The organism is Roseiflexus sp. RS-1 (assembly GCF_000016665.1).
Classification (GTDB): domain Bacteria; phylum Chloroflexota; class Chloroflexia; order Chloroflexales; family Roseiflexaceae; genus Roseiflexus.
Map to the genome: position 1 here is coordinate 241,310 of NC_009523.1, position 21,277 is coordinate 262,586.

Here is a 21,277-nt window from a genome sequence, read left to right on the forward strand (position 1 = left end):
TCACTGTTCATGGTCCTCGAGCAGCGGCGGTTCGGTGTACGGCGGCAACATGGCTGGCGGTTCGCTTGTGCCTTCAGAAGAAGTAGATGGCGCTTCAGGCGCCGCTGTCCGGTCGCTCAGCATCGGCGTCGCCAGCGGTACGGTGAACGAAAAGCGGGAACCGCGTCCGGGTCGACTGTCCACCCAAATTCGCCCCCCTTGCGCTTCGACGATGACACGCGACAGGAACAACCCCAGTCCAGCCCCCTGCGTTTCGCGGCGCAGACGATTATCGACGCGGTAGAAGCGACGGAAAAGTTTCTTCTGCTCCTCGAACGGAATGCCAATCCCCTGATCACTGACCGAGATGATCGCATAATCACCGCTCACGCGCGCCGCGATGCGCACCAGTCCGCCGTTCGGACTGTACTTGATCGCATTGCTGACCAGATTTTCCAGCACAGTGCGGGTGCGCTCATAGTCGGCGTGCACCGGTGGCAAATCATCAGGGATGTCGATCTCGAAGGTAAATCGCTCGCCTGCCTGCGGCATGAATCGCTCGACCACACGTTCCACCAGCGGACGCACCGGCCAGTCGCTCAATTCCAGCCGCATCCCGTCGGTTTGCAGGCGAGACGCCTCCAGCAGCGTATTGATCTGTTGCGCCAGACGGTCAGCCTCTTCGATAATGACCATCAACCCTTCCCGCAGGGTCGCAGCATCCCAGGCTGCATCCTGGCGCGCCAGCGTTTCAGCATACCCTTTGATAATGCTGACCGGTGTACGCAGTTCGTGCGAAATAACCGAGATGAAGGTATTCTGCATCTCCGCCTCGATCTTTTGCTCGGTCACATCGCGGACATTCGCAATTGCGCCCAAAAATGCACCCTGTGGAGTGCGCTGTGCGGCGTAGCGACTCTGAATATAGAGACGTCGACCGTCGCGGGTGGTGATCCACCCTTCCGCAACGGGGTTCGGCTCGAACGGTTGCCGTTGCAGCGGGCAATCGGTCAGACAGAGGTTGGCGCCCTGCGGCGTATGGATCGCCAGCACCTCGGCGCAGGGACGTCCGATCGCCTCTTCACGACTCCACCCGGTCAGCTGTTCCATGGCGCGGTTGAACGTCGTAATACGCCAGCGCGAGTCGAGGATCATCACGCCATCGGCACTATTCTCGATGAGCGCATCGAGGTGCTGCTTTTCGCGCAGCACACTCTGGAACAGGCGCGCATTCGAAACCGCGATAGCCGCCTGATCGGCGAAAGCAGTGAGGAGTTGATGTTCCTCTGCGGTGAACTCGACATTCAGCGCCGCACGAAAGACATAGATCACCCCGACCGTCGCGCCGCGAAACACGAGCGGCAACGCACTCACGTGGCGCAACGGCAGCCCGATGTCGGCGCCAACCTCGCGCAGGCGGCGCACCAGCGTCGGTTGATCGTCGATGGGGGTCGCCAGCAGATCGGTAAAAGCGGGCCAGGTTTCGCGCGCCAGCCCCGACGCCGCATAGATGCGCGTCACGCCGTCATCATCGCGCAGCGCGATCAAACCGGAGTTGCCGGCGAGCAGGTCAACCGCCACCTCGATCACCAGGTTGAGCACACTGGTCAGATCGAGGTGCGCCGTGATCGCACGACTGATGCGCAGCAACGACTCGAGTTGCCGCAAACGCTGGTCATACCGGTCTAACATCGTTCTAACGCTCCATAGACGGCATTCTAACACACATGACATATACTGCTCAACGAAAGCAGGAAAACAACAGTCGCACAAGGCGACAAAACCTGATACACCCGAAAAAAGAAGGAGGAAGAGCCATGACCAACCTGACTCGCTGGGATCCCTTCCAGGAGATGATGACCCTGCGCGAAGCGATGAATCAGTTGTTCGAGGAAAGCTTCGTGCGCCCCGATCTGGCGCGTGGCAGCTTCGTACCGGCGCTCGACCTGAGCGAAACCGAGGATGCCTATCTGGTCGAAGCGGCAGTGCCCGGGCTGAAGCCGGAAGATCTGGAAGTGACGGTGGAAAATAGTGTACTGACGATCAAAGGCGAGATCAAGCAGGAGTCGCAGGAGACGAAGCGCAACTATCATCGGATCGAGCGGCGCTACGGCGCCTTCCAGCGCCAGGTTGCACTGCCGCGCTCGGTCAAGGCAGACGCCATCAAGGCGACACTGAGCAACGGCGTGTTGCGGCTGGAGATCCCCAAGGCTGAAGAAGTCAAGCCGCGCCGCATTCTGATCAATCCGACGACCAACTGATCCTTCGTGCAGCCCCTCGCTGCCCTGCCCGTCGGCGCCGATACGCTGACGGGCAGGGCATTTTTATCAATGAACGACAGTCTGTTAATACTTACATGTCGTCACATCTCGAAAGAATATTCGACCGGTTTCCACATGCCATAAGCCGCTACCTGATCGGTTGTGCAGCGCAGCGTGCATGGGACAATGGCGCAATTACTGTTTACAAACAGCACTGGACATTCGAGATTCTGCATGCTATGATCACATCAAAGCAACCAGTCGGCACAAGCCTGCCCGCCAGAGTTATGAGCCAGGGCATCAGTGTAGGGGTGCGCATCTATGCGACTCGATCTGAGTAGCAAGCGAGCAAGGAAACTTATCCGCGAGCACGACCTGAGCGAGGAAGAGATTTTACAGATCGTTGCATCGGCGCGCATCAATCTGGCGACGTTCGATCCCGAATACCGCACCAACGTCACCCAGATTGCTGAAGATTTGCGCAAGAGCCGCCCGACGATCTACGGGTGGGCGGATCGGGCGCTGGCGGCCACCATTCAATCGTTGCGCAACATCCGCACGGGGCGTCCGCCCAAAGAACGTGAGCGCAACGCCGAGAACGACGCATAGAGCGCCTGATGTAGCAAAGCTGCAATCACGTTGTTACTGCTTCGATCATCTTCTGATATGAAACTGTGTAGTATAATGGAGAATAGACTGCCGCAGATGCGCCGCACGCCCGCAACAACCGGTTGGCGCGTGCAGGCGGCTTGCGGTATGAACGGTGTGCTATAATAACGGACAACGAGGCGATGCGTATGCAGCGCGCCTTTCCCGGTGCACACAGAGTGGAGAGCCGCATGGATCCACAACTGACGAGCCAGATTGTTCCTGCCGAAGAGATCAAAGTTATTGAAGAATGTCTTGTGCGCCTGGCTGAAGACACGGGTGGCAACTATGTGTTGCTTCTCGACAAGAGCGGGCAGGTGATCACAGCGCAGGGAGACGCCGCACGCCAGGATATTACCGCCCTGGGTGCGCTGATTGCCGGCACCTTCGCCTCCTCGCGCGAGGTTGCCAAACTGCTGCGCGAAAAAGACTTCCGCCAGTTGTTTACGCAAGGCGTGCGGGAGAACATCTTCATCTCGCTGATCGAAGACCAGTGGATACTGTGCATCATCTTCAACAAAGGAACGCATATCGGATTGGTGAAAGTGCTGACGAAAAAAGCCACCGATGATCTGAGTGTGGTTCTCGAGCGTGTGCGCGAACAACAAAAGGCGCGCGACGATGTGCTCGGCTCGTCGTTCCGCACTTCGATGGAAGATACGATTGACCTCCTGTTCCGCGACTAGTCGGCCACTGCCGCGCTTTCGCGCCATCGGGCACGGCCGCCGGCATGCAGACGAGAGGACCTATGGCTCTGATCAACGTTGCTGCACGTGAGATCCATTGCAAGATCGTGTACTACGGCCCTGGCATGAGCGGGAAAACCAGCAACCTGCAGTATATCCACAGCCAGGTGCCCAAAGAAGCCAAAGGGGAGTTGTTGTCGATTGCTACGGAGACCGAGCGCACCCTGTTCTTCGACTTTTTGCCGCTCGATCTGGGAAAGGTGCGCGGGTTTCAGACGCGCTTTCACCTCTACACGGTTCCCGGTCAGGTGCTGTACGAGCGAACCCGCGTCGCTGTGCTCAGCGGCGCCGACGGGGTCGTCTTCGTCGCCGATTCGCAAAAGCACAAACTCGAAGAAAATATTCGCAGCCTGCGCGAACTGGCGGTCAATATCACGCGGCAGAACAAGCGCTTCCAGGATTTTCCGGTCGTGTTGCAGTACAATAAGCGCGATGTCCCCGGTGCGCTGCCGGTCGCGACGCTCGATAAATATCTGAATACGCTTGGGTGGCAGCGGTTCGAGGCAACGGCGACGAATGGCGCTGGCGTGTTCGATACGTTGAAGGCGATCAGCAAACTGGTCATTAGCAAACTGTAGCGCGCGCGGATTCCTGGCGGCGATACGCCTTCTATCTGTGCGCCTGGGATGAAAGCCATGGCACTCGCGGGCGACTTGAGCGAGTTTTCGCTGACCGACATTATTCAGTTGATCGAGTTGAGCAATAAGTCGGGTGCTGTGCATCTCCAGGGGAAGCGCGGCACGCAGGAGATCGATGGCTGGCTCTATTTCCGCGATGGGCGGATTATCGGTGCACGCCTGGGATCGCTGCCCCCCCTCGAAGCGGCGTATACCTTCTTTACCCTTACCTCTGGTCCTTTCCGCTTTCACGAAGATGTGTTGCTCGATAAGCCGACGATTACGCAGAGCAACAATATGATTATCATGGAAGGCATTATGCGCCAGGAAGCGCTGGCGCACGCCCCGGAACCTGTGCTTTCCTCGACGACGATCCTGCGTCTTGTGCCCAATCCGGCGTCTACTGGCAGCGAGATCAGCCTGGAAGCCGATGAGTGGCGCGTGTTGACGATGGTGAACGGAAAAAATACGGTCGGGTATATCGCGCAACGCAGCGGCCTGGGTGAGGCGCGCACGTGCGAAATCCTGAATCGCCTCCTCGAGAGTGGTCTGGTTGAAAAACGTGACTCGAACCTGACCGACTCGTTGTTCCCCGAACTTGAACGCATTGTTCTGGAGGCGCTCGGTCCTGCCGCCCGCGCGCTGCTGGTCGAAGCGTATGTGCGCGCCGGCATCCACGACCAGGATACGGCAACGCCGGAACAGGTCACGACTGCCCTCAGCCTCTTTGAGGCATCGGCGATGCGCTCGTTTGGCGAAGCGCGCGTTCGTGAGCCTGTTGCGCAAATGCGCTCTTTTACTCAGCAGGTCTTTCGCACGATGTGATCTCGTCAGGGGTTGCTTTCCCCTGTCGCATCTGCAACCTTCGCACCTGTCCACTGCACCACGACAACGTCAGGATACCGAAGGGGTTGCAGGCACGAATGGTCAGGCAGCCGCGCCGCTCCGCCCGACGCTCATGGAGATTGAGCATTTAATCCGCTATCCCGTATAGCCGTGGGGCTGATGGAGATTGAGAATTTATTCCGCTATGCCGCGCTAGCCGTGGGGCTGAAGCCCTCGGCTAGGCGAGGCAAAGCCCGCCTGCGCGGGCTGTAGCGGATTATTTGTTCAAAGACCATAAGCCCTCGGCCAGGCGAGGCAAAGCCCGCCTGCGCGGGCTATACCGAATGATTTATTCAAAGACCATAAGCGCCAGGCTGAACGCACGACGGGCGCTGCCGCGCCCGCGCTGGCGCGTGCGGGTGCTCCGCGCCAGCCCCGCGCCAGCGGGGCTTCGTGCGCGCAGCGCGGGCGTTCACGTCCGCGCGGGCGTTGCTCGCCCTGGCGCATGCGCATGCGGCGGAACCAGCCGCGCCGCCCCGCCCGACGCTGAACCGATGGGCGGGGCGCACGGCGGGCGCTGCCGCGCCCGCACGCTGGGGGATGCGCATGCGGAGCGCTCACCTTCTTGTCAATGCATGACTGCACCCGGAGCAAGCGGAGATGTTGCGGTGCAACGTCGCTACGGTCGCACCTGCCGCTTGCCAATCTTCCACTGCTCGCAATTCTAAAAATAGCTTCCTGATGAGGAACATGCCCTCTCTGCCATCCGTCCGTCGGTGGTGGGTACGCTCTGGTTATACTCGCCAGTTATTATCGTAAGCGGTTGTTTGTTATACGTCGTATCGTTTTTGCAGCACTGCTTCTGCGAACGTCTACCGCTACGATCCTGGCTCTGGTGCATGACCAGGAGGGGCGATGAGCGTATGGCAGATTGGGAGGACATCGTGCCATGGCGCATATATACGCAATTCGACAGACTCTTCGGACCTGGTCGCACGATTGAGGCGGCGCGCTGGCGATGATGGCGCTGATTCTTGTGATCCCCTGCGCTGTCTGGATGGCGCTCGAATTGGGGGACGCAGAGACTCGCAACTGGCTGGCACAAACCGGGTATCTGTTTTTCGGCGCGGTTGCAATTGTGCTCGCGTTTCGCATTGTGCGCGCTGCGCACGTGCCTGCGAGAATACGGCGCAGCTGGCTCTTCTTTGGAGCCGCGTTCCTCGCCAGCGGGTTGGGGAACGCGATCTGGCTTATTTATACGAAGGCGCTCCACTAGGAGCCGGCTGCCTCGTGGGCGGATCTCTTCTGGCTTGCTTTCTATCCGCTGACCCTGATCGGACTGCTCTTTCTGCCCACTGCTCCTCGTCAACGCGCGGAACGGGTCGCCTTCTGGCTCGATGCGGGCGCTACGCTGGTGGGCGGGGGCATGCTGATCTGGTTCTTCAGTGTTGTACCACGCGCCGGTGCAGGTCTGGACGATCCGTGGCTGACCGCATTGTTACTTGCGTACCCGGTTGGCGATCTGATCGTCCTGTTTGGCGTTGTGCACATTGCGCTCAAGAGCGACAACTGGCGCAGCGCTCTACCCATGCATATGTTCAGTCTTGGGTTGCTGGCGTTCCTCGCGGGCGACCTTGGTTATTCGAGCATGATGATGAGTGAAACATACCAGGAAGGTATGTGGCCCAGCAGTTTGTGGATCGTGGCATACACCATCTTTGCCGTCGCCGCCCAGTTGCAACTCACCAGTCAGGCTGCACCAGCACGTCAGTCTGCAACCGATGGCGCAACAACCGCCTCGCTCAACCTGCTCCCCTATCTCGGCATCGTCGTCGGTTTTGGGTTATTGCTGGCGGTGACCATTCAAAACTGGACGAGACCGCTTGGCGACTTAATCATCGGTGCGCTGGCTTTGACGGTGATTGTCATGGTTCGCCAGGTCGTCGCCATGCGCGAAAATGTGCGCCTGGCAACCGAGCGCGCCGCAGCCGAGCATGCCAGTCAGATCAAGAGCGAATTTCTGGCGAACATGTCGCACGAACTGCGCACGCCATTGAATTCAATCATCAACTTTACCCGCATCATCAGCACCGGTGCACGCGGACCCGTGACGCCAGAGCAGATCGATTACCTGAATCGGGTGCGGCAGAGCGGAGAGCATCTGCTGGGACTGATCAACGATATTCTCGATCTGTCGAAGATCGAAGCTGGTCGAATGGAACTCTTCCGCGAATCTTTCCAGATCGGCGACCTCATTCAGAGTGTTCTGGCGACGGCGAGCGGACTGGTCAAGGAGAAGCCGATCGAACTGCGGAGCGAGATTGCGCCACACCTGCCGCCGGTCTACGCTGATCGCACGCGCGTCCGGCAGGTCTTGCTCAACCTGCTCTCGAATGCGGCAAAGTTCACCGATGCTGGCACAATCACGGTGCACGCCGAAGGGTGCAATGGCGAGATCGTGATCCATGTGAGCGATACAGGAATCGGTATTGCACCGGAGCACCTCGAAAAGATCTTCGAGGCATTTCGCCAACTGGACAATGCCAGCAATCGTCGCTACGAGGGCACCGGCTTGGGGTTGGCGATCTGCCGTCGCCTGGTCGATCTGCACGGCGGCCGGTTGTGGGTCGAAAGCGCTGTGGGGGTCGGCTCGACCTTCTCGTTCAGCCTGCCGCTGACGGCAGCGACTCAGTCTGCGTCATCGCCTGAGTCGTCGCAGACATACGAACCGTCGGGCGCAATTCCGATAATCGTGATCGACGATGATCCCGCAGCCATTGAGATCGTTCGCACGTATCTATCGTGCGACGGATACTCGGTGGTTGCAGTCACCGACAGCCGTCACGCCATTGCAGAGGTGCGGCGGATTAAGCCAGCAGCGATCATCCTGGACGTGCTGATGCCGCACCGCGATGGCTGGGAGATTCTGGCGGATCTGAAAGCCGATTCAGAGTTACAGGCGATCCCGGTGGCGCTCTACACGATTGTCGAACAGCAGCGTCTCGGATTTCATCTCGGGGCCAGCGCATACCTGATCAAACCGATCGATGAGATGCAATTGCGCGCTACCGTAGCGCACCTGGTCCAGAAGAACGCTTCGATCGTCGTCATCGATGATGATCGCAATCAGCTCGAAATTATTGCCACCTGTCTCAATCGGGCAGGTGCGTACCAGGTGCACACGGCGAACAGCGGCGCACAGGGCTGGGCAGAGATAGTTCGACGGCGACCCGATCTGATCATCCTCGACCTGATGATGCCGGAAATCGATGGGTTCACGATTCTGAAACGATTGGAAACCGATCCGCACACCCGGCATATTCCGGTTGTTGTGTTGTCGGCGAAAGACCTGACCATTCAGGAGCGCGCGTATCTTGCGCAGCGTGTCAAAGCCCTGCTCGCCAAAGGTGACACGTCTCCTGAACATTTGCTCAATCGTGTCATGGAACTGTTGAACGCCAGGAATGCGATGGATGTGTCCGCGAACTGACAGGAAACACACGACACTTCCCCGTAGAAGGAGGAATAGAATGATGATCCGCCCGGAAGACGCTTATGTGCTGGTCATAGAGGATGACGCAAACAATCTGATGATAACTGTCGATCTGCTCCGCATGATGGGCATTCGCTACGTCAATGCGCGTGCGTCCGGTCGGCAGGCGTTGAAACTGATCGAGACGGTGACACGTGTCGATCTCGTCCTGCTTGATATTCAACTGCCCTACGAAGATGGGTACCAGGTGTCGCGTCAATTGCGCGCACACCCGAAACTGCGCGCGGCTCGCATTGCAGCGGTGACCGCCAACGTTCTGCCCCAGGACGAAGCGCGCGCCCGCGCCGCCGGGTTCGATGGGTTCATCGGCAAACCTATCGATTTCGACCGTTTCCCGCAGCAGATCAGGTTACTGCTGGAAGGCGCCGAAGTCTGGCAGCCACGCTGAAATCGTTCGGATCGACGACAGGATTGTGGAGCCAGCGATCTGTGGTTCTCCTGTGCTGATCGAGAATCGCTCTGCAGGCGTCCTGTGTCCTGCGCAACTGGTCATCCACTGCTGACGCAGGCAGGCATGCGGGCGGAGACTCGCGCACCCGAAAGGATGTGTCGCCCCTGGGTGCGCGAACGTCCGGTTGCCGTCTGCTGTCGCTGCGTTGGGGTCCGACAGACATGAACGCCAGGGAACTCCGAACCTTCCCTGGCGCTCCCTTCTCGTACCCTATGTTATAGCAGTCCCAGAATTGCGCGCCCCAAGAGGCGACCGAAATGAATTTCGGTCTACACTCTGCCGGACGCGGGCGCTTCGCACGACACGGCGGGCCAGACAGAGGTCAACGTATCTGAGAACTGCTATATATTCAAAAAAATGTACCTGATGCTCTGTGGTACAATGAAGGCTGAACAATGCGCCTGCTGTGCAAACAGCGTGCAATTTCCGAAAAGGCAGGCGGCGTTTGTACCATTGGAGGCGCTGTGTGCGTGCACTGTTGAGCGTTTCTGATAAGCGCGGCATCGAGGCATTCGCTGCCGGTCTGGTTGAACTCGGGTACGAGATTGTTTCGACCGGCAACACGGCGCGAACGCTTGCGGCCGCCGGTATTCCGGTTCGACCGGTCAGTGATGTCACCGGTTTTCCTGAGATTCTCGGCGGGCGGGTGAAAACGCTCCACCCTGCCATTCATGCTGGCATCCTGGCGCGTCGTGACGATCCTGGACACATGGCGGCGCTGGATGTCCACGGTATTGCGCCGATCGATATTGTCGCTGTTAATCTCTACCCCTTCAGCGAGACGATTGCCCGTCCCGATGTTTCCTTTGCCGAAGCAATCGAGCAGATCGATATCGGCGGTCCTGCCCTGGTACGCGCCGCTGCCAAGAACCACGACTCGGTGCTGGTGGTGGTCAGTCCTGATGATTATGATCCGGTGCTGACGGCGCTGCGCTCCGAAGCGGTGACGCCTAACCTGCGCCGGCGTCTGGCAGCGCGCGCGTTTGCTCATACAGCAGCGTATGATGCTGCGATTGCTGCGTATCTGTCCGATGAACCCTTCCCGGAGACGCTGCCGCTGGCGTTCCGCAAGGCGCAGGATTTACGCTACGGTGAGAATCCACATCAGCGCGCTGCGCTTTATGGCGAGTTTCACACCTTCTTCGAGCAACTGCACGGTCGTGAGTTGTCGTATATCAACATCCTTGATATTGCTGCGGTACAGGGGTTGATCGAGGAGTTCGATCCACAGGAAGGCGCCGCACTGGCAATCGTCAAGCATACGAACCCGTGCGGCGTCGGCATCGGTGCAACGCCGCTCGAAGCCTGGGAAAAGGCATTTGCGACCGACCGCGAGGCGCCGTTCGGCGGCATCATTGCGGTGAACCAGACGCTTGATCTGCCGCTGGCGCAGGCGATTGACGAGATTTTCTCCGAGATTGTCATTGCGCCAGCGTTCGCCGATGATGCGCTGGCGCTGCTGCGGAAGAAGAAGAACCGCCGCCTGATGCGTGCGCTGCGCCCCGTTCGCCTTGCCCGCGGGCTGGCATACCACAGCGTGCCCGGCGGTATCCTGGCGCAGGAGCCAGACCTTGCGCCGCTCGATGAGGAGCCGTTCCAGGTTGTGACACAGCGCGCTCCGACTGAGACGGAACGGGCTGCGCTGCGCTTTGCCTGGCGCGTGGTGAAGCACGTCAAATCGAACGCGATAGTGTTTGCTGCTGCCGACCGGACGTTAGGCATCGGCGCCGGGCAGATGAGTCGCGTCGATAGTACGCGGGTGGCGGTGTGGAAAGCGCAGAACGCTGGTCTCTCGCTCGCCGGTTCGGTCATCGCCAGCGATGCGCTGTTCCCGTTCCCCGATAGTGTCGAGATTGCAGCGGCGGCGGGAGCAACAGCGGTTATTCAGCCCGGCGGATCGGTGCGCGATGATGAGGTGATCGCCGCCGCCAACCGGCTCGGCATGGCGATGGTGTTCACCGGCAGACGACATTTTCTGCACTGAGCGTGCTATGACAGGCAACGGTATTAAGTTCGACGCATCAGGTCTGATCCCGGCTATCGTTCAGCATGCGCGGAGCGGCGAGGTGCTGATGCTGGGATACATGAACGAGGAGGCGTTGCAGCAGACGCTGGTGTCGGGCATGGTGACCTTCTGGAGCCGGAGTCGCCAGGCGCTCTGGCGCAAGGGTGAGACCTCCGGCAATGTGCTGCGCCTTATCGAAATCCGGCAGGATTGCGATGGCGACGCATTGCTGGTGCTGGCTGAGCCAGCGGGACCGACGTGCCACACCGGTCGTGTAAGTTGCTTTCACCGCACGCTTGATGGCGATGTCACCCCGGTGCGCATGCCGCAGTCGGTGATCCTGACCGATCTTGCGAATGTGATCGCCCAACGTGCATCCGCGCCAAAAGAAGGATCGTACACCACGAAGATGCTTGCAGGCGGTGTGGATCGGATCGGCAAGAAAATTGGCGAGGAAGCGGCAGAGGTGATCATCGCTGCGAAAAATGGCGCGCCTGACGAAGTGGCGTGGGAGATTGCCGACCTGATGTACCACACACTGGTTCTGCTGCAACAACAGGGGATGGCGATCGAAGCAGTCTGGCACGAACTGCGGCGACGCCACGGTGGTTGAACGTGACACAAGATGTGCAGGGCATTGCTGTTGTTCACGTGAACGGCAACGAAAATGGTAAAGAAGCGTCGCTGCCGACGCGTACCGATTACCTGGGCTGGATCGCCCGGGCAGGTCTGGCGCTGACGCGCTGTCGCACCGCAACCGATGCGCTCGACGCGATGGCGGCACAGCTTGACGCTGCGCCGTTTTTGCTGCGTGGTTACGTCATTCTGGCGGAGGCGGAAACGCTGCGCCTCAGTCGGGTGGTATCGTTTGGACGGGCGCCGACATTACCGGCGGCATTGCCGCTTGCCGGCAGTCTTGCTGGCGCTGCCATCGCTGAGAAACGTCTGGTCGTCGCTCCGCCTGCCGCGTCTTCAACCGCTGCCTGGGAACGAACCCTGGCATCAGAATCCACTCTGGTCTGTGCGCCGTTCCACGGCGTTGCATCACGCGGTGTCATCGTTGCCGCGCTGGCTGACGGCGCGGGTAAGGACGAGGAATATGGCGCATGTCTCCAGAGTGCGGCAATGCTGATGTGCTCGACTCTGGATCGCATCGGCGAGTGTGAAACGCAATTACGTCAGCGTATGCGGCAGATCGATGAGGCGCATACCGGTCGTCTTGCACTGATTGGACGTTTGACCGCTGCGCTTGCCCATGAGATTAACAATCCGCTTCAGGCAATTGCCAATACGCTCTATCTGTTACAGCATCGTCCGTTGAGCGATGAGAAACGCCAGCGCTATCTGGGGATGGCGCAGCAGGAGACGGAGCGTGTGATTGCAAGCGTGCGGCGGATGCTCGATCTCTACCGCTCGTCGGGGCAGGGGAAGCGCCCGGTGGCGTTGCACCGCATTCTTGATCAGGCGATCCAGCAGGCGAGTGATGTGCTTCGTGAACGCGGGATCGTTGTGCGATGCCTTTATGCGCCGGACGATCTGCGAGTGTCTGGCTTCGCCGGGCATCTGCGCTTCGCCTGTTACAATCTGATCCTCAATTCTGCATATGCGATGCCCAGGGGGGGGACATTGACCATCCGCACCTGCTGGCAGGATGATGACACTGCACCGTCGGTCGTGGTAGAGTTCGCCGATACCGGCACGCTGGTCGATGAAGCCGATCTGCCGCGTTTATTCGACCCGGACGGTCCGGTGCGCGGTGAGGCGAACGGCATTGAACTGCCGTTGAGTTACAGCATCATTGAGCAGCATCACGGTACGCTCACGGTCCAGTGCACTGATGATCAGGTGATCTTCCGCGTATGCCTGCCAGCGGCGACGTAGCCCTTTTCCGCCGCGTTGTTTACTTCCTGTTGATCCACAGCCATCGTCTGCCGCTGCGCAATGCCTGGAGCAGCACCAGCAGAAGCGTTGATCCAATGATGGTGTACAGGAGATTGAGACGGATCGTGCCCACGCGGATCTCCGTGATCGGGGGCAGGTTGAGCACGCTGGCGATCCAGGCGCCGATGAATGCGCCGATCACGCCAATGATGATCGACACCAGCATCACATGTAATCCCGGCGGACTGAAGCCGACGATTAACTCAGCGACTGCGCCGCAGATTCCAGCAATTACCAGCAGGATCAGCAACTGTAATGGGTCCATAGCGTTTTCCTGATCGAGAACTGAGAACCAAGAACCAGGAACCGAGAACCAGGAACCGAGAACCAGGAACCGAGAACCAGGAACCAAGAACTAAGAGCCTATCCGAAAAACTGTAACCTTTTCGCCAGTGGCGTGATTGCCGTGCGTGCCGCCGGGTTATTCGGACAGGCTCTAAGACGTGGAAGTCCGACGGGCTTGTCTACGGGCGAGCGGGATGCGCTCCCTCACGCCCGCGCAGGCGGGCTTCCCGCCTGCCAGCCGCGACTTCAGTCGCCAGGCGGCGAGCGGAAACACCCTGTCGCACAAGGTTCGTCATTCCGACACTCGAAACAGTCATGCGACCCGGTGTACTGAGAGCCTATCCGAAGAACTGTAACCTTTTCGCATGTGGCGTGATTGCCGTGCGTGCCGCCGGGTTATTCGGATAGGCTCTAAGAACCAAGAACCAGGAACCAGGAACCAGGAACCAAGAACTGAGAACCGAGAACCGAAAACCGAGAACTGAGAACTGAGAACCAGAACCAGGAACGGAGAACTAAGAATCTGACGGATTCTTCTGGGTCAATCTCCACATAAGCGCAGTGATGAGCGGTAACACGAGCAGCAGCGTGAGTGTCGCAAATTCGAGCGATGCGCCGTACTGTGGTTGCCCCGCATCGAGCACGCGCAGCGGCGCAATCAACGGTTGCGTGATACCGTACACCGCCTGAACCACCGGGTTGTCCGGGCGTGCGGCGAAGAGCCGCAGGACGAACCGCGCGATCAGTACCCCCTCCACAATGCCGATTACCACCGTTGCCGCTGTCAGGTATCGATATTTCAGTATATATGGTATGAATGAGAACATTCTCAGCGATGTTTCAGGCAGGAACCATCGTGTTCTTAATTGCACCCAGATATGATGATGGCGCCGTTGATTATAACAGGACTACAGCGCACCTGGAAGTGAGAGGAGGCAGAGCAGTGATGTACTCGCCGTCGGTTACGGTTTCTGATGCGTCTGCGGCGTCGGCGCCAGCGCGTGGTGTGCGCTTCTTTTGGGGGTTATTCATCGTCAATGCGCTGCTGTTCGGTTCCCTGCTTGTTGCACTCCTGCTGATGTCTCATCAACCGGCCAGCTCGCTCAGCCCGCTGGAAGCGGAGACACTCCGCGCTGCGGTACTCACCCGCCTCGATGGAACCGTCGATGATCCGCTCGTTGAAGCGGCGCCAGGCGTCTTCGTGCGCGCCAGCAATCCCGGTGGTCTCCGGCTGAATGGGATTGTCTACTACTACTATATCGAGGGTGAGCGCAATTTTGACCCGTTGAGTCGCGGAATGGTGGATCACGCCGATATTGACATTGTGCTGCGCGATATGAGCGGACCACAACCACTCGTCGTCTACCGCCTGCGGCATTGATGCTCGCCGTCGCGTGGCGCTCGGGGCGGGTGAAGGCAATGCGGTTGCCCGCCCGAAACCCTTCGCCGGAGATTCACACCACACCCTACCGCACACGCTCGATATGCGCTCCAAGGGTGCGCAGACGCTCATCGATCCGCTCATAGCCGCGGTCGATCTGACCGATATTGTAAATGACGCTGCGCCCCTGAGCGCACAGCGCCGCCAGCAGGAGCGCCATGCCAGCGCGGATGTCGGGGCTTGGCAATCCATCCGGTTCGCCGTACAACTGGCTCGGACCGACAACCACGACGCGGTGCGGATCGCACAGGACAATTCGCGCTCCCATGCTGATCAATCGATCCACAAAGAACAACCGGCTCTCAAACATTTTTTCCCAGATCAGGATCGTCCCGCGCGCCTGCGTGGCAACCACGATAGCGATGCTGATCAGGTCCGGGTTGAATCCGGGCCAGGGTGAGGAGTCGATCTTCGGAATGGCATTGTGCACATCATCGCGAATGCACAACTCCTGATCCGCCGGCACAACGATGTCATCGCCTTCATCGCGCCAGGAAACACCCAGCCGACCAAACGCAATCCGTGTCATGCGGTGCTCGGAGGGGCGTGCACCGACGATCCGCAGGGAACTGCGGGTCACTGCCGCCAGCCCGATGAACGATGCCACTTCCATGAAGTCCGGTCCGATCGTATACTCGCCGCCTCGCAGAGACGAAACACCCTGGATGAAGAGGCGGTTGGTGCCGATCCCTTCGATGCGCGCTCCCAACAGATTGAGGAAGTGGCAGAGGTCCTGCACGTGCGGCTCGGAAGCGGCATTGCTGATCACGGTGTCCCCTTCGGCGAGCACAGCCGCCATGATTGCCTGCTCGGTGCCGGTAACGCTCATTTCGTCGAGAAACAGGTCGGCGCCACGCAGTCGTTCGGCATGCAGCAGGTAGGCAGTCGGAGTGACTTCAATAGAGGCGCCGAGATCGCGCAAGGCGTTGAGGTGCGTATCGAGGCGCCGACGTCCGATCATGTCGCCGCCAGGTCGGGGGATGGCGGCGAACCCGCGCCGCGCCAGCAGCGGACCGGCGAGCAGCACCGAGGCGCGAATCTTGCGCGCCAGCGCGGGATCCGGTTCTGCCGATCCAACATCGGCGGCGCAGATCGACCAGCTGTGCGAACCACGGCGTTCAACCCGCGCACCGAGACGTTCCAGCAACCCGATCATTGCTGCAACATCGCCGATCTGCGGAATGTTGTGCAACACAACCTCGTGGTTGGTCAGCAGCGTTGCAGCCAGCAGTGGCAACGCTGCGTTCTTGTTGCCGGATGGTTTAATGCTTCCACTGAGACGGTGACCGCCTTCGATGACGAAACGTTCCACATTCATTGCTCCTCTGGCAGTCATTCTGAGTCGTTCGAGGACGCAGAAGGACGACGCAACGGCAGGCGATGGCGCACGCGTCGCAGCGCATGATGCCCGCGCTGACGCGCCTGTTCGACCAGATGACCGACGTGGTCTGCCACCCGGCCTGCCATTTCTTTCGCTGTAGCACCGGTTGCTTCTCCGGTCGCCCGCGCCTGTTCGATCAATTCACGCGCCTTTGCCATACCGATTGTTTGCGCTTCACCCACGATCCGTACCAGTTCCTCGCGTGGGATCAGTTCTCCTGTTTCGTACCAGCGCCAGGCCGCCATCCCTGTCGCGTAGGTGCCAGCGTAGGCAATGCCGACTTTGGGAACCACGCCCCAAACCGGCGCCAGGCCGACCAGGGTGCGGGCAAGTTCGCGCCAGACGAATGCCCCGCCAACAACCGGCATCACCTCCGCAATGCGCTGACGAAAGTCGGGCGGGGCGCCATACGCCAGCGCCAGGCGATAGACCATGATCGCCTGATTTTTGGTGAGCACCAGAATATCCGCCACGGCGAAGGGGATGCCGAGGATCGGGATCTGCTCCGGCAGGCTGGAAGCCAGTGCATAGGCAGCATTTGTCATCGATGTGGAGTCGATCAGGCGGCGCGCATACACGGCGCGCACGCCAGGGAAGCAGCGTGCCGCAGCCAGATGCTGCGTTGCCGGAAGATGCTCATAGAACCCCTCGGCGAAACGGCGCACCGCGCTGTTGTGATCCGGGTCTGGGATAACGACCGCTCGCGCAGCGGCGGATGGGGGCAACGGTGCGCTGGCGGCTGCCAGGCGCTCACCGAAGAGCAGCATCAGAACAGCCGGGCGCGGAAGGCGATCGATCTGCGTCAGCGCCATCGCGTCCGATCCGGTCAACCCGATGCGGCTATCGACCGCGAGGATGAGCATATCTGCGGAGCGCAGGAGATCGGTTTGCCGGGCTGCGTCGCGCAATGAGAGCAGCGTGAGCGACCTGGACAAGAGCGGGTAGCGGTTGTGCCCCTGGTGCGCCAGTGTGTCGATAGCCGCCAGCGCCGGATCGTGTCCGACAGCGACGATGTGGAGTGGTTGTTCCGCTTCTGCGCGAATTGCGCCAGCATCGATTTCACGGATCGTTGCCCACAGATTGCCCAGGGCGCTCCAACGCGACATACCGCCTCCTGTCTCGTGCTTTTCGATTATAGCACGTACCAGCAGCGGTACAGGCTGACAGGAAACTGAGACGAGGAAGGGGGGCGGTCAGGAGGGGTGCGGCAGGATGGTGGGCGCAGTGCATAGGCGTACCACGACCTGGACGCCCATACACTGCACGGGGATATGACATGTCCAGCCAACGAAGGCTTTACACCACAACCATTTCGCGGTACACACCAAACACATCGCGCAGCACGTCGCACATTTCGCCAATCGTGGCGTATGCGCGCACACAGTCGAGGATCGGCGGCATCAGGTTCTCTGTTCCCAGCGCCGCTTCGCGCAGCGCTTCGAGACGCCGCTTCACGAGCGCGTTATCGCGGGTGGCGCGCACGCGGTTCAACCGCTCCAGGTGACGCGCCTCGCCGTGCGGATCCATTTCGAGGATCGGGATTTCGAGCGGGGTTTTGATCGCATACCGGTTGACGCCGATCACGCCGCGTCGTCCAGAGTCGATCTCGCGCTGATACCGGTAGGCGGCATCGGCGATCTCAGATTGGAAGAAGCCACGCCGGATCGCGGGAATGACTCCGCCGAGATCCTCGATTCGACGGAAGTAGGCAAGGCATTCCTCTTCCATCCGGTTGGTCAACGCTTCGACAAAGTACGAGCCGCCGAGCGGATCGACCGTATTGGCGACGCCGCTCTCCTCAGCAATGATCTGTTGGGTGCGCAGAGCGATGGTGACGGCTTTTTCGGAGGGGAGCGCCAGCGCTTCGTCCATCGAATTGGTGTGGAGCGACTGACACCCGCCGAGGATGGCGGCGAGCGCCTGGATGGCAGTGCGAACGATGTTATTCTCCGGCTGCTGCGCCGTGAGCGAGCATCCTGCCGTTTGTGCGTGGAAGCGCAACCAGAGGGAGCGCGGATTCTGCGCCCCGAACCGCTCACGCAGCGTGCGCGCCCAGATGCGTCGGGCGGCGCGGTATTTCGCCACTTCCTCAAACAGATCGTTGTGCGCGTTGAAGAAGAAGCTGAGCCGTGGCGCGAATTCATCGACATGCAACCCGCGTTCGACACTCGCCTGGACATATGCCAGCCCATCGGCGAGGGTGAACGCCAGTTCCTGGGCGGCAGTTGCGCCCGCTTCACGGATGTGATAGCCGCTGATCGAGACCGGATTCCACTGTGGCACATGGCGGGTGGAGAACTCGATCGTATCGACGACCAGACGCATCGATGGTTCGGGCGGGAAGATATACTCGTTCTGGGCGATGTATTCCTTCAGAATATCGTTCTGAAGCGTGCCGCGCAACTGGCTCCAGGGAATGCCGCGCTTCTCCGCCACCACCAGGTACATCGCCCAGATAATCGCAGCCGGTGAGTTGATCGTCATCGAGGTGCTGATCTGATCGAGCGGCAACCCATCGAGCAGTATCTCCATATCGGCAAGCGAGGAGACTGCCACGCCACACTTGCCGAACTCGCCGGGCACCAGCGGATCGTCGGTATCACGCCCGTAGAGCGTCGGCATATCGAACGCGATCGAAAGCCCGGTCTGTCCCTGTTCGAGCAGATAGCGGAAGCGCGCATTGGTTTCCTCGGCGCTGCCAAAGCCGGCAAACATGCGCATCGTCCAGAGTTTGCCCCGGTACCCGGTGGGATGGATGCCGCGCGTGAACGGATAGGCGCCCGGCAACCCGATGTCGCGCACCGGGTCGGTTCCCTCCAGGTCGAGCGGGGTGTACAGGCGCTTGATCGGCTCACCCGACACGGTCGTAAAATCGGCGTCGCGTTCAGGAGCACGTCGCAGCGTCGGTTGGAGGATGGCGCGCTCCCATTCCTGGTAGGCTTCACGGAAAGCAGCAAGCGGATCCGACATCATCGTCTCCTCTGGCGGTGTTCGCCGTCTTTTCACAGATTGACAGTTGCTTTACAACTATTGTACACTATACCCCACCCCTCGCGTGTTTACTCCGTTCGTCCGTAGCAGGAGAGGTGTCATGCAGAAGACGTTGGTGCGCGCACGTCGATGGCGGTTTGTCTGGATTCCAGTCCTCATGGTTGCGAGTCTCGGATTGATGGCGGTGCGAGCGATCCCGGCGACATATATCGAGCGCCGCGAGGCGGCGCAACGTGTCTGGTCAGAACAATCGCTCACCTCATACCGCATCGTAGTGCGCGCATTATTCGCGGGTCGCGCCTGTGCGCAGGAGATCGAGGTTCATGGAACCCGACAGTACGTGTTGCGCGATACGTGCAACTCGTCGTGGCTCTCGTTCCTGACGGTAGACCGGCTGTTTGAGTTGGGAGCGCGCCTCGAAGCCGGACCTGAATGCTTCCCTTCAAAGCAGGATTGTGTCTGCCATCGCGTGCGCGTCGGCTCGATCGAGTACGATCCCGCGTATGGCTTCCCGGCAACGATCAACTGGCGTCGAGAAATGCAACCAAACTGGCAGCATGCCGCGTACTGGAAGCATATCTGGGAAAAGCGCGAATTGCCCAAATGCGCAACCCCTGTGCGCTCGCTCCGCCTGGAAGTCGTGTCGCTGATCCCCCTGGAGAATCATGAAACCCCGAGCCTATATCACGCGGCGTCTCCCGCAGGCGGCAATTGATATTGTGTCTGCCGCCTGTGAGACGACGCTGTGGGACGATGAAGCCAACCCTGTGCCGCGCGAAACGCTCCTGCGCGCTGTGGCGGATGTGGATGGCATTCTGACTCTGCTGACCGACCGCGTCGATACTGAACTGCTCGCTGCCGCCCCGCGCCTGAAGGTCGTCGCCAATATGGCAGTCGGGTACGACAATGTCGATCTGCCAGCGCTGACGGCGCGTGGGGTGTTGTTGACCAATACGCCCGATGTGCTGACCGAGACGACCGCCGATCTGGTGTGGGCGCTGATCCTGGCGGCATCGCGGCGGGTTGTCGAAGGTCATCGGTTGATCGCTGCCGGCGGATGGACGACCTGGTCGCCAATGTTTATGGTCGGGCAGGACGTGCATGGCGCAACGCTTGGAATCGTTGGCGCGGGACGGATCGGTTCCGCCGTGGCGCGACGCGCGGTTGGCTTCGGTATGCCGATCCTGTACCACAACCGGCGTCCATCACCCTCGCTGGAAGCGCAGATCGGCGCGATCCCCGGCGCGGTTATTCGCTATGCGCCGACGCTGGATGACCTGCTCAGCACTGCGGATGTGGTGGTGGTGCTGGTTCCGCTGACGCCGGAGACGCGCGGGATGTTCGGCGCGCGTGAGTTTGCGCTGATGAAGCCGACGTCGGTGTTCGTCAATGCCTCACGCGGTCCGGTCGTCTGTGAAGCGGAACTGATCGAGGCGCTGAAGCGCGGTCGTCCATGGGCAGCCGGTCTCGATGTGTTCGAGCACGAGCCAATCGGCGCTGATCACCCGCTGCTGGCGTTGCCCAACGTGGTGTTGACGCCGCATATCGGCAGCGCCACAGTCGCCACCCGTACCAGGATGGCGGTGGTGGCTGCCACAAACCTGGTGGCGGCGTTGACCGGTCAGCCTGTACCGAATCCGGTCAATCGGGTTGAGGTGAAGGGTGAAGGTCGGGACGGAGGAACGTAGCACGTGGGACGTGTGTAATGAAGATCGTGAAATTATAGCAGTTCTCAGATACGTTGAACCCTGTCTGGGAGCGCCGTGTCGCGCGAGACGCCTGCCGCTGACGGAGTGTAGACCGAAATTATGGAGATTGAGCATTTATTCCGCTCTACCGCGCTAGCCGTGGGGCTGATGAAGATTGAGAAATAAATCCGCTATCCCGCGCCAGCCGTCGGGCTGATGGAGATTGAGAATTTATTCCGCTATACCGCGCTAGCCGTGGGGCTGAAGCCCTCGGCTAACCAGGGCAAAGCCCGCCTGCGCGGGCTATACCGGATTATTTATTCAAAGACCATAAGCCCTCGGCTAGGCAAGGCGAAGCCCGCCTGCGCGGGCTATAGCGGATTATTTACTCAAAGACCATAAGCCCTCGGCTAGACAAGGCGAAGCCCGCCTGCGCGGGCTATACCGGATTATTTATTCAAAGAC

Annotated in this window: 21 protein-coding genes; 14 read left to right on the forward strand and 7 right to left on the reverse strand. The window is 60.0% G+C overall.

Annotated features, from left to right (window positions below; all coding sequences use genetic code 11):
• The gene (locus ROSERS_RS01010) at positions 1-1,671 is read right to left on the reverse strand and encodes an ATP-binding protein (RefSeq protein WP_011954991.1); all 1,671 of its coding nucleotides are present in this window, start codon (positions 1,669-1,671) and stop codon (positions 1-3) included.
• A 125-nt stretch (positions 1,672-1,796) separates the two neighbouring features.
• Here ROSERS_RS01010 and ROSERS_RS01015 point away from each other — a divergent pair, with 125 nt between their 5' ends.
• The 11 genes from ROSERS_RS01015 to ROSERS_RS01070 all read left to right on the forward strand — a co-directional run bounded on the left by ROSERS_RS01015 (position 1,797) and on the right by ROSERS_RS01070 (position 12,966).
• Positions 1,797-2,240 (forward strand): Hsp20/alpha crystallin family protein, encoded by a 444-nt coding sequence (locus tag ROSERS_RS01015; protein ID WP_011954992.1) that lies wholly within the window; start codon positions 1,797-1,799, stop codon positions 2,238-2,240.
• 321 nt (positions 2,241-2,561) lie between these two features.
• Complete coding sequence (locus tag ROSERS_RS01020; RefSeq protein WP_011954993.1) at positions 2,562-2,849, forward strand: hypothetical protein; 288 nt, start codon at positions 2,562-2,564, stop codon at positions 2,847-2,849.
• A gap of 230 nt (positions 2,850-3,079) precedes the next feature.
• Positions 3,080-3,574, forward strand: coding sequence for a roadblock/LC7 domain-containing protein (locus ROSERS_RS01025; RefSeq protein ID WP_041331273.1), 495 nt, complete (start codon positions 3,080-3,082; stop codon positions 3,572-3,574).
• Positions 3,575-3,636: 62 nt separating this feature from the next.
• Complete coding sequence (locus tag ROSERS_RS01030; protein WP_011954995.1) at positions 3,637-4,212, forward strand: GTP-binding protein; 576 nt, start codon at positions 3,637-3,639, stop codon at positions 4,210-4,212.
• Positions 4,213-4,269: 57 nt separating this feature from the next.
• A complete protein-coding gene (locus tag ROSERS_RS01035) occupies positions 4,270-5,076 on the forward strand; it encodes a DUF4388 domain-containing protein (protein ID WP_011954996.1) in 807 nt (268 codons plus the stop codon).
• A 1,018-nt stretch (positions 5,077-6,094) separates the two neighbouring features.
• Complete coding sequence (locus ROSERS_RS01045) at positions 6,095-6,352, forward strand: hypothetical protein (RefSeq protein ID WP_011954998.1); 258 nt, start codon at positions 6,095-6,097, stop codon at positions 6,350-6,352.
• 150 nt (positions 6,353-6,502) lie between these two features.
• A complete protein-coding gene (locus ROSERS_RS01050) occupies positions 6,503-8,566 on the forward strand; it encodes a response regulator (RefSeq protein ID WP_011954999.1) in 2,064 nt (687 codons plus the stop codon).
• 40 nt (positions 8,567-8,606) lie between these two features.
• Positions 8,607-9,017 (forward strand): response regulator, encoded by a 411-nt coding sequence (locus tag ROSERS_RS01055; RefSeq protein ID WP_011955000.1) that lies wholly within the window; start codon positions 8,607-8,609, stop codon positions 9,015-9,017.
• Positions 9,018-9,546: 529 nt separating this feature from the next.
• Positions 9,547-11,064 carry a bifunctional phosphoribosylaminoimidazolecarboxamide formyltransferase/IMP cyclohydrolase gene (gene purH, locus ROSERS_RS01060; protein ID WP_011955001.1) on the forward strand — a complete coding sequence of 506 codons (1,518 nt, stop codon included), beginning with the start codon at positions 9,547-9,549 and terminating at the stop codon, positions 11,062-11,064.
• Between the two features lie 7 nt (positions 11,065-11,071).
• Positions 11,072-11,698, forward strand: coding sequence for a bifunctional phosphoribosyl-AMP cyclohydrolase/phosphoribosyl-ATP diphosphatase HisIE (gene hisIE, locus ROSERS_RS01065; RefSeq protein ID WP_011955002.1), 627 nt, complete (start codon positions 11,072-11,074; stop codon positions 11,696-11,698).
• Between the two features lie 2 nt (positions 11,699-11,700).
• Entirely contained in the window at positions 11,701-12,966 is a 1,266-nt protein-coding gene (locus ROSERS_RS01070) for a sensor histidine kinase (protein WP_011955003.1), read from the forward strand.
• 19 nt (positions 12,967-12,985) lie between these two features.
• Here the strand turns inward: ROSERS_RS01070 and ROSERS_RS01075 are convergent, their stop codons facing one another.
• From ROSERS_RS01075 to ROSERS_RS01080, 3 genes are all read right to left on the reverse strand, one after another.
• Positions 12,986-13,291: a GlsB/YeaQ/YmgE family stress response membrane protein gene (locus ROSERS_RS01075; RefSeq protein ID WP_011955004.1), complete on the reverse strand. Its 306-nt coding sequence runs from the start codon at positions 13,289-13,291 to the stop codon at positions 12,986-12,988.
• Positions 13,292-13,490: 199 nt separating this feature from the next.
• Complete coding sequence (locus ROSERS_RS25660) at positions 13,491-13,628, reverse strand: hypothetical protein (RefSeq protein WP_157040915.1); 138 nt, start codon at positions 13,626-13,628, stop codon at positions 13,491-13,493.
• Between the two features lie 198 nt (positions 13,629-13,826).
• Complete coding sequence (locus ROSERS_RS01080) at positions 13,827-14,138, reverse strand: YggT family protein (protein WP_011955005.1); 312 nt, start codon at positions 14,136-14,138, stop codon at positions 13,827-13,829.
• A 119-nt stretch (positions 14,139-14,257) separates the two neighbouring features.
• Between ROSERS_RS01080 and ROSERS_RS01085 the strand changes: the two genes are divergently transcribed.
• Positions 14,258-14,692 carry a hypothetical protein gene (locus tag ROSERS_RS01085; protein ID WP_011955006.1) on the forward strand — a complete coding sequence of 145 codons (435 nt, stop codon included), beginning with the start codon at positions 14,258-14,260 and terminating at the stop codon, positions 14,690-14,692.
• 85 nt (positions 14,693-14,777) lie between these two features.
• On the opposite strand, the gene murA is transcribed toward ROSERS_RS01085, so the two are convergent.
• The 3 genes from murA to ROSERS_RS01100 all read right to left on the reverse strand — a co-directional run bounded on the left by murA (position 14,778) and on the right by ROSERS_RS01100 (position 19,106).
• Positions 14,778-16,064, reverse strand: coding sequence for a UDP-N-acetylglucosamine 1-carboxyvinyltransferase (gene murA, locus ROSERS_RS01090; RefSeq protein WP_041334558.1), 1,287 nt, complete (start codon positions 16,062-16,064; stop codon positions 14,778-14,780).
• 20 nt (positions 16,065-16,084) lie between these two features.
• The gene (locus ROSERS_RS01095; RefSeq protein WP_011955008.1) at positions 16,085-17,239 is read right to left on the reverse strand and encodes a hypothetical protein; all 1,155 of its coding nucleotides are present in this window, start codon (positions 17,237-17,239) and stop codon (positions 16,085-16,087) included.
• 190 nt (positions 17,240-17,429) lie between these two features.
• On the reverse strand, positions 17,430-19,106 hold the full coding sequence (locus tag ROSERS_RS01100; protein WP_041332675.1) for a methylmalonyl-CoA mutase family protein: 1,677 nt from the start codon (positions 19,104-19,106) through the stop codon (positions 17,430-17,432).
• A gap of 118 nt (positions 19,107-19,224) precedes the next feature.
• Here ROSERS_RS01100 and ROSERS_RS01105 point away from each other — a divergent pair, with 118 nt between their 5' ends.
• Both ROSERS_RS01105 and ROSERS_RS01110 read left to right on the forward strand, forming a co-directional pair.
• A complete protein-coding gene (locus ROSERS_RS01105) occupies positions 19,225-19,839 on the forward strand; it encodes a hypothetical protein (protein WP_011955010.1) in 615 nt (204 codons plus the stop codon).
• Positions 19,790-20,812 carry a 2-hydroxyacid dehydrogenase gene (locus tag ROSERS_RS01110; RefSeq protein WP_011955011.1) on the forward strand — a complete coding sequence of 341 codons (1,023 nt, stop codon included), beginning with the start codon at positions 19,790-19,792 and terminating at the stop codon, positions 20,810-20,812. Before ROSERS_RS01105 ends, ROSERS_RS01110 begins: the two co-directional genes overlap by 50 nt.
• Positions 20,813-21,277: the final 465 nt, after the last annotated feature.